This window comes from Cupriavidus sp. Met-2, assembly GCF_049843575.1.
In the GTDB taxonomy this organism is placed as follows: Bacteria; Pseudomonadota; Gammaproteobacteria; order Burkholderiales; family Burkholderiaceae; genus Cupriavidus; species Cupriavidus metallidurans.
On sequence record NZ_JBBHZL010000001.1, the window covers coordinates 636,759 to 651,294 of the forward strand.

Annotated in this window: 13 protein-coding genes; 2 read left to right on the plus strand and 11 right to left on the minus strand. The window is 64.6% G+C overall.

All coding sequences use genetic code 11. From position 1 onward, the window contains the following. Positions 1-35: 35 nt before the first annotated feature. The gene (locus tag WD006_RS02925) at positions 36-2,039 is read left to right on the plus strand and encodes an McrB family protein (RefSeq protein ID WP_286879701.1); all 2,004 of its coding nucleotides are present in this window, start codon (positions 36-38) and stop codon (positions 2,037-2,039) included. Between the two features lies 1 nt (position 2,040). Continuing rightward, the gene (locus WD006_RS02930; RefSeq protein ID WP_286879702.1) at positions 2,041-4,005 is read left to right on the plus strand and encodes a DUF2357 domain-containing protein; all 1,965 of its coding nucleotides are present in this window, start codon (positions 2,041-2,043) and stop codon (positions 4,003-4,005) included. A 22-nt stretch (positions 4,006-4,027) separates the two neighbouring features. Here the strand turns inward: WD006_RS02930 and WD006_RS02935 are convergent, their stop codons facing one another. From WD006_RS02935 to WD006_RS02985, 11 genes are all read right to left on the minus strand, one after another. After that, on the minus strand, positions 4,028-4,522 hold the full coding sequence (locus tag WD006_RS02935; protein WP_037057371.1) for a hypothetical protein: 495 nt from the start codon (positions 4,520-4,522) through the stop codon (positions 4,028-4,030). After that, positions 4,519-5,019 carry a lysozyme gene (locus WD006_RS02940; RefSeq protein WP_024974782.1) on the minus strand — a complete coding sequence of 167 codons (501 nt, stop codon included), beginning with the start codon at positions 5,017-5,019 and terminating at the stop codon, positions 4,519-4,521. Before WD006_RS02940 ends, WD006_RS02935 begins: the two co-directional genes overlap by 4 nt. Further along, positions 5,016-5,237, minus strand: coding sequence for a hypothetical protein (locus WD006_RS02945; protein WP_024974783.1), 222 nt, complete (start codon positions 5,235-5,237; stop codon positions 5,016-5,018). The genes WD006_RS02940 and WD006_RS02945 overlap by 4 nt, the downstream gene beginning before the upstream one ends. After that, positions 5,234-5,542 carry a DUF6127 family protein gene (locus WD006_RS02950; protein WP_286879704.1) on the minus strand — a complete coding sequence of 103 codons (309 nt, stop codon included), beginning with the start codon at positions 5,540-5,542 and terminating at the stop codon, positions 5,234-5,236. Before WD006_RS02950 ends, WD006_RS02945 begins: the two co-directional genes overlap by 4 nt. A gap of 67 nt (positions 5,543-5,609) precedes the next feature. Then, positions 5,610-5,831: a hypothetical protein gene (locus WD006_RS02955; protein ID WP_024973216.1), complete on the minus strand. Its 222-nt coding sequence runs from the start codon at positions 5,829-5,831 to the stop codon at positions 5,610-5,612. Then, positions 5,824-7,791 (minus strand): hypothetical protein, encoded by a 1,968-nt coding sequence (locus tag WD006_RS02960; RefSeq protein WP_024973215.1) that lies wholly within the window; start codon positions 7,789-7,791, stop codon positions 5,824-5,826. Before WD006_RS02960 ends, WD006_RS02955 begins: the two co-directional genes overlap by 8 nt. A gap of 17 nt (positions 7,792-7,808) precedes the next feature. Next, complete coding sequence (locus tag WD006_RS02965; RefSeq protein ID WP_024973214.1) at positions 7,809-8,204, minus strand: hypothetical protein; 396 nt, start codon at positions 8,202-8,204, stop codon at positions 7,809-7,811. Then, positions 8,201-9,196: a hypothetical protein gene (locus WD006_RS02970; RefSeq protein WP_425647910.1), complete on the minus strand. Its 996-nt coding sequence runs from the start codon at positions 9,194-9,196 to the stop codon at positions 8,201-8,203. The genes WD006_RS02965 and WD006_RS02970 overlap by 4 nt, the downstream gene beginning before the upstream one ends. 3 nt (positions 9,197-9,199) lie before the next feature. Further along, complete coding sequence (locus WD006_RS02975) at positions 9,200-10,468, minus strand: hypothetical protein (protein ID WP_024973212.1); 1,269 nt, start codon at positions 10,466-10,468, stop codon at positions 9,200-9,202. Positions 10,469-10,514: 46 nt separating this feature from the next. Beyond that, positions 10,515-14,123, minus strand: a complete 3,609-nt coding sequence (locus WD006_RS02980) for a hypothetical protein (RefSeq protein WP_024973211.1) — start codon at positions 14,121-14,123, stop codon at positions 10,515-10,517. Beyond that, entirely contained in the window at positions 14,123-14,533 is a 411-nt protein-coding gene (locus WD006_RS02985) for a hypothetical protein (RefSeq protein ID WP_024973210.1), read from the minus strand. Before WD006_RS02985 ends, WD006_RS02980 begins: the two co-directional genes overlap by 1 nt. Between the last annotated feature and the right edge of the window lie 3 nt (positions 14,534-14,536).

Genomic DNA, 14,536 nt, shown 5'->3' on the forward strand with positions numbered 1-14,536 from the left:
AAACTCCTCATAAAAGAACAACGACGGAAGATCAAATGGCCCGATACCTGACCGCAACGCGCATCAAAGCCAGCATCCAAGCCCTTGAAGACACGCGGGCCAAGAGCTCCTTAATGGAGTTCCTAATCCTCAAGCGATCGTTGCTTCTCAAGGGAGCTTCAAAGGTGCCTCTGTCACTTGGCGAGGGCGCCTACATGCAGGCGTTGCGGGAACTGGCGGCCGTTCATGACGCGCCGGATATGAAAGCGCAAAAGCAGTTCTTCAACGTCTTCGCCAGCGACGACAAGAAGGGTGGGTTTCGCGCGGGCAAATACATGTCCAACGGGCCGGGAACGACGGTTAACAGCAATCCGTGGCAGACCATCGTCGAGTTCTCCAACACCAAGCCACGTGGCGTCGGCTTCAAGGACGGCTACGAGGCGAATCTCGCCAAGCCGCTGTTGAAGTCTGCTAACGAAGCAAAGCCAAAGCTGACTGAAGCCGCAGTCTGGGTCTTTCGCCGGTTGGACCTCGACGGAACGCTCGGCACCGAAACGGACCCGATCCGGCGCGCCGAGCTCCTGCGAGACAAGCTGATTGGTGATGTGGGTCTGACGCCTCAGGAGATCGCCACTTTGTTCGACTCGAACGCAGGGACAGGCGTTGAGGATGCCGACTTGCAAGACGCGCCGGCAAGCCCAGAGGACTACCTCGATCTCGCCGGGAGCGAGGCGCCAACCGAGCTGGAAGCAACGGGTAAGTTGTGTTCACTTGACCTCGTGGCGGCTCTCGCCGCAAAGCCCTTTGTGATTCTCACCGGTGCCTCTGGCACTGGCAAATCCCGCTCAAGCTTGCGGTTGGCCGAACAGCTTCAGGATGTCTATGAAGGACAAGTCGACGGAAGCATCTTCCAGTTGGTGCCAATCGGTCCAGACTGGACCTCCCCGAAGCGCTTGATCGGATTTCGTACCCCCTTCGGGCAATCTCGGAAGACGCCTGACGGCAAGGACACCAACGAGAGCTACGAGATTACCGACACGCTCCGGATCATCCTGCGCGCGTGCAATCCCACCTCGACTTCCATTCCGCACTTCCTCATCTTCGACGAGATGAACCTCTCGCATGTCGAGCGATATTTCGCCCCCTTCTTGTCGCTCATGGAAGCCTCGACCATCGTGGAAGACAGCGACAACGCGGCGTTGATTGATCCGCGCTCACTTCGAGTCATCAGCGAGCTGCTGGATCTCGAAGACCCTGACAGTTCGGAGGCAAAGTCAGCAAAGATTCTGGTCACCAACGAGCAGCCCCTGAGGCTACCTCCCAACCTTTTTTACGTCGGCACCGTAAACATTGACGAGACCACCTACATGTTCTCGCCTAAGGTGCTCGATCGGGCTCATGTCCTTGAGGTGCGCGCGCTCCGGCCGTCCGAATACGCAGCCGGGGCAACGCCCGACGAGACAGTGGACATTGCTGTGGCCAACCAGCTTCTGCGAGAGGCCATTGACGACCGAGAGGCCGGGGAAGGCCGCGACTCCGATCCAGTCAAGGTTCTCTACCCTCTGGTAGTTAAGCATGGCATAGACGCCGTTGAGTTCGACGTCTGCCGGAACTTCACCCTCAAGGTCCTGGAAGGCTGCTTCAAGCTGCTCGCGCCTGTTGGCTTCGAGTTCGCCTTCCGGATCAACAAAGAGATCTACGCCTACATGCTGGTCTGGACCAAAGCCCAGATCGCCAACGGCGCCACCTCTGAGGAGGCCGTGCAGCGTTGGGTCGATGGCCTCGATCGGGCTCTATTCCAGAAGGTTCTTCCCAAGATCCACGGCAGCCGCTCGGCTCTGGGAGACAGCCTGAAGGCGCTGCACGCGTTCCTGGGCGGCTCGCATGCGGACAGCGCTCCCCCAGCCAAGTACACGCTTGGTGCTGAGGCCCCGACACGCATTGAGCCAGCTGAAGCCATCGCGCTGCCGGCAGGTAAGGAGTTCGGACGGTGCCGGACGAAGCTGCTGGAAATGCACGCTCGGCTGCTCTCGCGCAACTACGTCTCCTTCGTGAAGTGATATGAGCTTCGTTCCTCTGCATCGCGCGCGATTCGACCTAGGCGCGGGCTGCTGGATCGACATCGAAGCCGACCTCGGCGAAGGCAAGCCGCTCTCCGAGGGAGCTATCCAGTCGGACTGCCTGCTGTCCGCCGAGGAGGAAGCCAGGGCCGATGAGGTCTCGTCGGGCGGCATACCGCCAATGTGCTGGCGCGACGCTGGAGAACTGTTCGAGAAGTTCCAGCTCCGCGAGGACACCGACTACTTCGTCGACGTGGCCACGCCGTCTTCCATGGACGAGGCCGTTAAACAGTGCAAAGCGAATCCTGCATGGCCGTTCGAGGATAGGGTCGCGAGCGCCTTCACGAGGGAGCCGCCCAGGCGCTGGCGGCAAGAGGACGGCAAAACGGTGATCACAGGTCAAATCCGGCTGCGCTCTCACGCCGGCGTCCTGAACCTATCGCCAGTGTTCGGCGGGGAGCTCCGAGCCGAGGTCGCCTGCCGCAAGCTGCGCTACTTCGATGAGTTCAAGCGCCTGCTGGATGAGCTGGCAGCGAAGGCTGCAGAGCTACTGCTCTCCTATGACAGCCCAGTATCCCTGAACTTTCAGACGACTGACGGTCTCGCTGCCAACGAAGCCGCCCTGCATTTCCTGATGCGTCACGTGATGTCAAGAGCCAGACTGCCGACATCCATCGAGGAAATCGTGGAGCGGCCACATGCGCGTCTGGTGGAACGCGTTGAATCGACGTCGATTGAGGAGATCCTAGAGGTCGACCCAGAGCTAGTCGCAGACGGACTTGATTACGCTGAACTACGGGCTGGCGGCCCACTGGCACGCCTCTTCCGAGGTTTCACGCCCGCCTCGTTGCCACAGCGCGAGATCTACGAGTCCCGCGACACGCCCGAGAACCGATACGCCAAAGCCTTCTTGGAGCATTGCAGCCTTGTCGCGCGGCGGCTTGAAGGCGCCTTGGAAGCGCAGGGGCGAAGAGCGTCAGCGCGCGAAGCGCGCGCCTGGGCGGTATCAATCGACGAAGCGTTGCAGCACGGAATGTGGCGAGAGGTGGGCGCCCTCACGCAAATCCCAGCGAACTCGCAGACACTCCTGCGAAAGCGAGGCTACAAGGACTTACTCCGATACGACCTGTCGCTGCGCATGGCTATGGATCTTGCGTGGAATGACGGCGCACAGCTGTCAGACGGACTCTCCGGTGACATCCGTCCAGTGAACCAGATCTACGAGTATTGGTGCTTCTTTTGCCTTCGGGAGATATTACTTTCACTTTGTACCGAAGTCGGCGGTGGCAATTTCCTGACCGTCAGTAAAGACGGGCTGAAGGTGCGGCTTACCAAGGGAGCGCGAAGCGAGTGCCGCTTCGAGTTCACAGGGACCAATGGCGCCAGGGTCCTTGTCTCTCTTTTCTTCAATCGCCGCTTTCGCCGCCCGAAAACACCGCAATCTGCTTGGGAGGGCAGCTACACCGCATTTTTCGATCCGGATTTCAGCATCCGTATGACCAAGGTCGCCGCCGAAGCGCCGTCGCACTGGTTTCACTTCGACGCAAAGTATCGTCTAGAGAGGCAACTGTCGGAGACAGTTTTCGAGGAGCCCCCTGATGGCGAACCGGACGCTGGAGCCGCTGATTACGAAGCCGAAGTAGCGCGCGTCCACAAGCTCGAAGACCTATTCAAGATGCACACGTACCGAGATGGCATCCTTGGAACGCGAGGAGCCTACGTTCTCTTTCCTGGTGATGGCGTCGGAGGCGTTGTCAATCTGCCAAAGCCCAACCTCTTTGTTCGGAACCCTGGTGCTTTTGGGGGGTCGGGCACGCACCGAATCCCCAGTGTCGGCGCCTTCGACTTGGCGCCTGGTGGCGACGCAGCGCAGACACAGGCCATCGCCTCACTTCTGGCTGTCGCGCTCGAAGCGGTTGCCGGACCATCCAACTATGAAGAAGAGCGCGGCCATTGGGTCCTGTAGCTCTACTCTGGCTCCAGCGCATTTACTTGATACTCGCCACCATCCTGACCCACACCTGCAGCGCCCTCAGTTGCTCGGCATTCTCGTGGCAGGTCTGGTAGTTGGCGGCAACGGTTCCGGCGACGGCAGAGAGCGCAATGCCTGCGGCGGCCGCATCAGCATCTCGGGCGGACTCGGGCAACTCACCGGTGGCGGCAGCGTCGTGCAGGCGCACAAAGCCACGGTTGATAGTGCAAGCAGCATCAGCTTGAACGGGCACATAGACGGGAACCTCCTTGATGATGGTGTCGCCCTTCTCGCGGACGATGCGGACGCGATCGACGTACTGCGTAACGACCTTGACGGTGGCTTGCGCCTGCCGCTCGCGGACGGCGGCGGCTTGCAGGGTTTGTTGCTGGATGGCGGCATCCCATTGCGCTTGAACGTGGCTCGCACCCTTGATCCAGCCGAATCCGATCAGTGCAGCGGCGAGCAGGACAAGGGCCAGCCAGCGGTACGGCCACGAGATCAGGCTCATGGCGCTTCCCCGATGCACTGGCGGTACTCGGCCTCGCGCCGTGTGGCCAGCCCGCCGCACAGGCGCGCATTGGCAGGCAGCGCGCAGTCCTTGCGCTGGAAGAAGCGCCAGCGCAGCAGCTCGGCACAGGCTCCGGCGTAGTCCTCGGCGTTGAGTTTCCTGACCAGCGTGGACTGGCAGAACGCGCGGCTGCCGACGTTGTAGGAGAAGCTCACCAGCGCGTCATACTCGTGCTGGGCCAGCGGCACGGTCACGCACGTTTTCAATGCGCCCTCGAACTGCTGCACATCGGTGAGCGCCCGAGCCAGCGCCTTCGGCGGCGTGGTGGTGTCACCCAGCTTCACCCCAGTGGTGGTGCCAAAACCAATGGTCGGCACATCGCCCTTGACCGGGATCACTGCGCGATCGGTGTAGCCCTCGTGCAGCACGATGCCGACCAGGGCGGCGGCGGACAGCGCCAGCGCAGCCACGGTGCGTCTTTGCGGTGGCCGGATCATCGGTGCATCTCCGGTTGCGCCACGATGCGGGCCACGGTCGCGCCGATGCTGGCGGCGAAGGCCAGCAGCACGAATGCGCCACGCGGCAGCACGTCGCCAAACAGCGGCACCACCACTTCCGCCGCCGTGAAAGTCGCGGCCAGCAGCGAGAAGCGGATGCTCCAGGCACGACGCAGCACGCGCCGCCAGTCGTCCAGCAGCCAGAGCTTGGGATTCATTGCGCGCCTCCCATCAGCTTCAACTTGATGGCAGCGCCGACCAGCAGCGCGGCCAGGATGCAGGTGGTGATGACCTTCACCGTGGTCTGCCATGCCGTGCGACGGGCATCGCGCCACGCTTCCAGCAGGTCGCGCAGCTCGCGGATGTCCTTCGCGGCACTGCCGTTTTCTAGGCCGAGATGGGCGAGGCAACGCTCGGCTCCGCGTTCGGCGGCACGGTCGAGCAGATCGTCGAAATCCTCCTTGCGCAGAAGCAGCATGTTCTCCACGAGGGCGGCGGGCGCTTGTTGTTCGGGTTCGGTCATTGCAGGTCTCCAGAAATGCAGAACCCGCCTCGTGGGCGGGTTCAGGGGTTGATCGGAAAGTTGGATTTCAGATTTCGATGATTTCCAGCGTCAGGCTGGGCGCGACGCCCTCGATGACGTCATCGCGCACGAACACCTTCTGGCCGATGGCGGCGCTGCCACGTGCGCGGATCAGACCCCCACCGGGTAAGGCGACGGTCACCACGCCTGCGCCGACGCTCACCACCGTGCCAGCCTGCAGCGGCGGGTCGGGTATGAGCTGGCGGAACTGTTCGTAGAGGTTATGCATGGCTCTGCACCCCCAAGGTCTGCCAGACCTCCGGCATCCCGGCCTCGATCTGCGTCGAGCGCACCAGCCCAAGCCGGGCGCTGTTGCCGTCCTGGTACTCGACGAATGCACCCGGCTGGATGATTCCGGTCTCGGCCAGCACCGGCAGGCGCAGGCTCACCTCGATCTGTTGGCCGGTATCGGCCAGTACAGCGATGCCGCGTTGGCGCGCTGCAGCGGCCTCCGTGATCAGCGCATCGACCACCATCGGGGCCAGAACATCTCCGGCAGTCCCGGCTCGGGTCACCTGGCCGAGCACGCCGACGTCTTGCCCTGACACGAACACGCGGTTGTACGCGGGCTTCTCCACCCAGCGCAGCGACTCGCGGGCCACGGCATCGACGGGCAGCACGAAGTCGGGCGTGACGGTGCCCCAGTCCCACGGCGCGGCCGGATAGCGGTGGCGCACACGGATGCTCTGGTCGGACGGATTCGGGATCAGGTAGCCCCCGGCGGCGCTGGCGATGGCGACCAGCGCTTCCATCCACGTACCCTGCTGTGTGAACACCCCAGCCGGAACGTTCCAGTCCGTCAGGCCCCAATCGATGTTCCAGCCCAGCGGGATGCCGTTGAGCGTCAGCACGTCGTCCATCAACTGCCGAGCCGTGCGCGCCTGCGGTTGCTGGAAGCTCATCACCGGCGCGTAGGGAGCAGCCAGCACGGCGTTGCGTCCACGGCCCGAGATGCGGATGCTTGCGTCGCCAAACAACCGCTCGCGGCTGATGCTCTCGGCCAGCACGCGGAAGGCCGTGCCGTTGACGCTGGCCACCAGTTCGACCGGGCCGCCGTTGCTGCCGGGCGCGACGAGGCTTTCTGCAGCGGCGGGGAGCAGTGCCTCGAAGCCCCAGGTCCAGGACGCGGCGTCGAGCGACAGCGAGAGATTGAACACCGGCACGGGCAATCCATCGGGAAGCCGGTGCAGGGTCGCGTTGTTGATCACGAAATAGACCCTCCGAACGGGAACGACCACCGGCTCGCCATCGGGCGGGTCGGTGTGGTTTTCGCAGAAGAACAGCAGATGGGCACTGGCAGGAGCCAGCGCAGCGAACAGCAGGTGGCCGCTCGGCGTGTAGCAACGCGGCGGCTCGGGCGGCTCGGGGATCACCCACACGCTGATGCCGGGTGGTGGCCGCATCGCTTCCTGGTACCGCCCGCGCCAGCCCACCGGTCGGCGGCTTGCGCTCTGGAAGTCCGTGCCCTGGCGCTGCGTCAGCGCTCGGGCGCTTTGCCAGAGGACGAGCCGACCGGCGCGCTTGCTACGGTCACCGTCCTGATGCGCGAAGCGCGTGGCGTCGCGCAAACGGGTGGCGTTCTGGAACACGCCCATCCGAATCGGCGCGATGGGCGCCGCGTTCTCGTGGGTGAACCCGGTTGCACCGTACAAGCGCTTCGCCTGCTGCTGGCCGGTGCGCCGCAGCAGCGGCGCGGCCACCAAGACCGGCGGCAACCGGTGCGCGATGCCGTGCACCGACACAGCCCCCCGCTGCCACGCCGCACCCCAGCCTGCGGGCTTGGCCGTCGCATCCTGCTGGCGCTGCGCTGCGCCGCCCTCGTGCTGCACGGCCTGCTGCCACTCGTGCGCCGTTTGGCCGATCGTCGGTCGCTGGGTGCGCGAGGCGTAGCGCACCTCGCCGGTGAACGCCACGCCGGGCAGGCTGGCCACGCCGACATTGAGCGGCACGCTCGGGCGCAGGATGAGCGTGCTGACTGTCAGGCCCGGCAGCTCGGCCAACACCTCCAGCCGTGCGGGCGGGATGAAGGCGACGCTGGCCACCGGAAGCGGCAGCGTGGCCTGCACCACCACATCGTTGCGCGGCGGCACGTAGTCCGCGCCGAAGATCAGATCGGCGGCGGTGGCGGCGGCGGCGGCGGCGGGTCGGTCGTACAGCAGGTCGACGTTCTGCCCAGAGTGCGCAGGCATCGTTCACCCCCGATCCTTCAGCCCAAGATGGCCGATACCATCCGGGCGTCCCCGCCCAAATAGAGGTTGGTGCTGGCGAGCTTCACATCGCCCGCGCCATCGGTGCCGCTGCAATCCAGATCGAGTGCCGTCACCTCACTGCCGTTGACCAGCCGCGCCCAGGTGGCGATGCCGGTGGCAGCGATCAGGCCGTCCTCCTGCTGGGTCAGCGTCAGGAGTCCGCCCGCAATCGTTCCTGCAGGTTTGGTGAGCGCGATCTCCACCAGCATCGCACTGGTGGGCGTCGCCGCCGGATTGGGTGGACGCGTGCCGCCGTAGATGCGCAGCCGCGCCGGGTTGGTTCCCGCATCGAGGAAGGACAGCGTGCCCGCCAGCCGTGCCTCGTTGTGTTCCTGCGTGATGGCGACGGTCATGGCATCGGCTCCGGCCTGAGGTTGTCCGCGATCACTGCGCGGTACATCTGTCGGTAGTCCGTGCAGATCACCGTGTAGCGCTGTTGAGGGTCGATGCGCTCGAATCGGTAGGTGCCGTCAGCCTGAGACCACGTGCTCGCCACCAGGACGTGGGTGTTTTCGCTGTAGAGCAGAACTTGGCGAACGAGGGGTTGGTCGGGCTGCCCCTTCTCCTTGACGGTGCCGGTGATCTGGCCGTTGCCGCCGAAATAGATGTCTCGGCGCGCGCTGGCCACAGCTCGAACCCGGGGCGGGTAGCTGCCTGGCTGGCTCCACAGTTCAGTGTTCGGGCTGTGCCAGCGGGCCAAGGCAGCGGAATGCACGCCGACCGGCGGTCCCGCGAGCGCGGCACGGCAGGCGGATTCGAGCGCGCGCACGTCGGCAAGACTTGCGACACCAGACCACAACCCGGCCGCGAAGAAGCGCTCGCTGCCGCCGATGTTGTATTCGTTGCCGTCGGCGTAGTAGCCGATGTCGCCCACGCTGTCTGCCACCCACGAGCGCGCGAAAGCCGCGCCCGCCCAGTCGTCGTTGATGTACACGCGGGCACTGGCCGGGCTGACGACCAGCGCCATGAACTTGGGCGCGCCCCACGCGGGCCCGCTGCCCACCTGACCGCCACTGCCATTGGCGTACTGGTAGATTGCGCCGTTGGACTCCTGATCCAAAAAGTAGCTATTGCTGTCGCCGAGGGTCTTGTAGAACACCAGCCCTCGGCTGACGTGCATCACGAAGCCCGCCAGCACGAAGTCGCCGGACAAGGACATCGGCGTGGCCAACGGCCAGGGCTTGTCCTGGCCGTACAACCCGTAGAGCGGAAATGGCGTGGCCACACCGCCCTGCACGGTGATGGCATTGCTGCCGACCTGATCCTGCAGTTGCCCGTTCGCGAAGTGCAGCGCATCCCACGCCGCGACCGGCGTCAACGACGCCACGCTGTCCCACCACGCCATGGCTTACCTCCACGGCCCGGTGATATCGAAGGCGATCTGCGCGCCCTCGGTTTCCGAGCTGTACTGAGTCCTGACCAGCAGGAACTTCTTGCCCGCCTGACCGACCACGTTATCGACGATGGTCTGATCGCTGTAGGGGAGGTACTGCGGCATCCACAGCATCCCCGGCATCAGGCCGCGCATATGCCCCGACTCCTCCCGCACGTAGGTCGGCAGCAGCCAGAGGCTGTAGTCCGGGCCATTGGGGAACGGCATCGGGCCACGGCCGCAGATCTGCTGGCCATTGTTGGTGTTCAGCGATGTGAGGCCAAAGCGCACTGGGTGGCCGAGTTGGGTGTGGCTGCGCAGCAGAACCTTGCCCGCGAAGTCGAGCGACGAGGCCATCCCGTATCCGTTGTATTGGCCTGGGTAGCTGAGGTAGTGGTTGTTGTTGCTCCAGTACAGATCGTCGGCGCACAGCACAGTGGCGTAGTTGTCACCCAGCTTAAAGCTTTCGATATCGCCAAAGCAGTAGCTGTTGCGCCCGTACCAGCCGTACCCGGCAGCGTTGGAGACGAACAGGAAGAACAACCGGTCGTCGCCTACAAGTACCCAGTTGCGGCCGCCGCCGCCGCTGTCGCCGTAAGTGTCATAGCCGGTCTGGCGCGCGTGATACCACTTGTGCCAGCCCCACTGGTTGGCCTGTACCTGCTTCCAGTTCTGCGTCGGGTTGTTCGGATCGAACGGAGCCTGCGCGCCGACGATGGTGTCGATGTCCGTCAGGTCTTCGACGATGCCGACGTTGGCCCATTTGGCCCACGTCGTCGTATAGCCCGGCGTCTTGAGGCTGTCGTCGATCAGCAGCAGGTTCTGCGGCGAGGCGGGATTCTTGCTGCGGTACGCCGCCTTGTTCGTGCTCGCGAACGCCTTCTCCCACCCCAGCGGCGCAACCTTGGCCGACAGGCTGGTGGCGCTGGTCGCGGGCGACACGGGCGTGCCGGTCACTGCGAAGGTGAACGTAGTTGCGGTGGTAGCGATGACCCGGAACTGCCCGTTGTACGCGGGCTGGTCGGCCCCGGCGATCTCGACTACCTGCTCGGGCCGGTAGGCGTGGCCCGCGCTGATGGTGGCGGTGGCCAAGCCATCAACACAGGTCAGCGTGTCGATGGCCTTGAGAGCGAAGCCGTTGACAAGGCAGGCGTCGAGCATCGTCACCAGATCGCCCCAGTTGTTGGCGATCTGGGGCGCGCCGGTCATGCCGCTGCTGAAGTATTTGACGGTCAGGTCGGTCATAGGAATTCCTGCGAGAAGGGTTCAAAGATCAGGGGCACCCACACCATCAGGGCGTGTCGACATCCCCGCGAATCAGCAACGTGAAGTGGTCGTCGGGCACGGACTCCGGTCCCTGCTGGACGGTGCGCACCACCCAGACCGGGAACTGGCTGCCGATGGTGTTGAAGCGCAGCACGTTGCCGGTGGCCCAGCCGTTGCCCCAGCCGAGCGCGGGCAGACGGAAGTACGGCACGCCGGTCGCCGGGTTGTTGGGGGCGCAGTCGGCGCTGGTATTGCCGGTAGCGATCACGCCCACGTTCTCGCCGATGACCTCGAACGAGGTGCTGTTGGTCATCCGCACCACCCAGCGCTCGGTGAGCGCCCCGCGATTGGTGACCATGATCGGGTACTGGGTGTGGTTAAAGGTGGCGGTGGCAGCGCTGCCAACGAGTTCATCCGACCAGCTGCCGTTCCAGGTGCTCTGATCGAACACGAGGTTCACGCGGGCGAACAGGTCACCGGCCACCAGCGCACTGGAGACAAAACTGCCGGAGACGGGATCGCCGGGACTGGCCAGCGGATAGGCGTGCGTCAGCGGGCGCGTGAAGCTGATCTCGCCGTTGATCTGCACGTCGCGCACCACGGCCATGTCCTCGATGCGGTGCTCGATGGTCACCGGCTGGCTGTAGCCAGTCACGTCGGTGAACGTGACGGTGCCTGCTTCCAGATCGGTAACGTAGCCTGTGTGGATCACCACGCCGTTGTGGCCGACCACACGCACGCGCGACAGACGCACGCGGGCACAGTCGATGGTCTGGCCGTTGCTGACCGAGGCAGTGATGCGACCGGTGTGGCCGACGACGGAGAAACCACCTGGACGGAAGATCGGCACACGCCCGTCGCTGGGAAGGCGTACCGGGTCGATGCCCAGCAACGCCGCATCCAGGGGCAGATAGCTGTAGGCCACGGCGCTGTAACGCAGGCTGGAGGCCGCGACCGGCTCTGGCCGGAAGATCTTGCCGTCTGGCCGCACGTTCTCGGCGTCGAACCACGGCTCGCTCTCGTTGCCCGCCGCCGTGACCACGGTGCCAAACCTCACTCGCACAAGGCCAGTGTCGTAATCGACGCTGCCGATGACGCCAGACGCGGTGATCGTGCCGTCGATGCCTGCCGTCACGGTCTGGGTTCCACCCTCCGCGCGGGCGAACTGGATGGAGAGCGATCCTGGGCGAAGTGGCGCAGCACCGCTGCGGAACACGTACTCGCTGGAGATGTTCTCGCCCACAGTGGTCACGCAACTGGCGCGCGTGATGCTGTTGGTCGCGCCCGCCGACCACGAGGTGAGGGTCACCGCGCCCGAGAGGTAGTTGATGCTGCCGCGCGTGACCCAGCCGCTGGGCGTGAATTCACGGAGCGTTCCCTGACCGTTGTCGCCCCAGGGCTGGCTGCCCGCAATGGCCAGCAATACCGTTCCGGTCACCACCTGCGCGTTGACGCCGGGCACCAGCCGAAACGACGGGCTGAACGCGAACGTCTCGCTGTGGTTGCTGGTCGAGCCCGCGCTGTTGTAGCGCAGCTTGACGTAGCCGGACTCGTCGTTCGGGTACATCGACGGCGCGTCCACGTAGCTGATGCCGCCGTAGTTGAGGCGAAACATCTGGCCCACGCCCGAGGCCCAACCAAGGCGCTGTTCGGTATACACCGGGCTTGGAATCTTGATCGTCACATCCGGCTGAAACTGCACCGCGCCCGTGGCGTAGTTGACGCTGCCGATGACTTGGCCTGCGCGCAGCACGTTGCCCGCCCCATCGTCGCGGGCGTACTGCGTGGGATCGACGAGATTCCACAGCCCCAGCCCCATCGCCTGAATCTGCTGCAGCGTATAGACCCCGAGTACGGCGGTGTCCGTCAGGGTGTTCCACTCGATCTCCAATGAACCCGGCTCGATGGAGCCAAGGGTTGCAGTCACGGGCACCTTGCCCTGGCCGTCCCGCGAGGGGTGCGCGAAGCTGTCTTCCTGCTTGGGGCCCGCAACGTAGTCCACCGTCAGCAGCGCGCCGACCGGCGGCAAGACGTTCGGTGCGAAGCTCAAGAGGTTTTGCGCGACGTTCAGGTTGCCGGTGGCAGCACCACTGAGCTCGCCAAACGTGGTGGCGGAAGCCGTGCGCGTGCCCGTGCCGCTCTCGTGTGGCCAGGTGATGGTGAGCGTGCCCGGCTGAACGCTTTTGCCTTCGGGCGGGGCAAGCTGCAGGGCCTGCGATGCCTTCAGAGCGGCGGTTGGCTGCTGCGTTTCCTGGGTCGGCACGTTCCACGTCAGGATCAGCGATGAGCCCACGTCGGGCAGTGCCCCCAAGGTCACGACGAAGGCGCCGGTGTTCTTGTTGAAAGTGCCCGCGCCGTAGCTGGCATCCAGCCCTTTGAGGGAGCCATTGCCGCCATCCGAAAGCACGTACCAACGGCCCTGCGCCATGTAGCTGATGGCAAGCGTGGCGGGTTGCGGCACCGGGTTCACGGAGCCGACGTAGGACTGGCTGCGCGATTCCGGCGTGACCGCGATCTCCGCGCTTTGCGGCGCGCGCTGCAGTTGTGCAGCAGGTGTGTAGGTGATGGCCTTGCTGTTGGACATCGAGCCGGAGTTCAGGCTCAGGATGCCGTTGGCGTAGTCGATGGTGCCCAGCGTGCCGCTGGCGGTCTTGAGCAGGCCCGCGTCGTCGAAGATCGTGACGCCGTCGGTGACGATGGACAGCGATCCGGGCAGGCAGCCGCCCGGCAGGTTGAATTTGATGCTGGTGTTCCAGGCATGGCTGGCCGTGTAGCTCACGGGTGCAGCGCCCGGTACCGGCAAACCTGCTGCGGCGTAGGGGGGCACGAAGGAGATCGGCGTCTCGGTCTGGGCGCTGGGCACGAGCTGCGTGTAGATGGACGCGCCCTTGATGGTGAAGTCGCCCACATTGGCAGCCTGCGTCAGTGGAACCACGCCGACGTAGGTGCCCGCGTCGGCCACCACCGTGTCGCGTACCTTGGTGCTGTTGGTTGCACGCGTGAAAGTTCGGCTGGCAGGCGAGCCCGTGAAATCAAAGCGCAGCGCGTCGCTGATGGCGACTGTGACGACCGCCGCCTTGTAGTCTTGGTCGGTGTTGTAAGTGAAACTGCGCTCGACCACCGACACGGCGGTGGCGCGGATGTACTGCTCCTTCTGCGTGGGCAGTCCTTCGTTCTCGATCAGGACGAGGGTCTGGCCGACGTTGGGCACGGCGTCGCTGAGGCGTTGGAAGAGCTGGATCACCCGCTGGCCAGCAATGTGGTTCTCGAACAGGTAGCCCGCCCACTCCGGCCCTTTGTTGAGGTAGGCCTCGATGCGGGTCTGCGCCTGCTCACGGGTGTCGAAGGTCTTGCGGGTGGAAAACAGCGTGACGCTGACGCGCTCGTCCTGCGGCGGCTCGGCCACGATGACGTTGGCCCCGAAGTAGGTGTCGGTGTCATCCGTGGCCACTTGCACGAAGCTCTTGCGCAGGTTGACACGGCCTCCGGCGCGATCCAGCTCGGAGATGTCGGGGAAGATGGCGTTCGATACGCCATCGGCAATCACGAGGCCCGTGGGCGCGCCGCCGCCTTCGGGCACGTCCGCCATCACGGCGGACTTGAGCAGCTTCACGTCGCCAGATTGGATGGGCATCAGGCAATCTCCAAGAATCGAAGGGTCAGTCGGTAGAAATCGGTGCTCGCGCGCGCCGGGAAACCCATCACCGGCTCGGCCTCAATGGCGGCGTCCTGGTGACGGAACGCAACCGTGAAGACCCGGCCATCGGTGACACTCAGTTCGAAGCGGCCCGTGGCTTCACTCACCGCCAGCGCAGCCCACGCACGCAGTTGCTCCACGGCGGCGCGCGTCACCCACGCCATGTCGGGCGCACCCACCAAGGTGATCGGGCGTCCTGCCTGCCGCGTCGCTGACTGAATCAGCAAGGCTCCGGTAATCAGGTAGGAAGTGCTGGCCACCGCAGGTGACCACGCGTGTTCGTCTGCCCACAGCAAGTCGTCGGGCAATGGCAAAGCCACCCCGGTGGCGAGGTTCTTCAGTTGCATCAG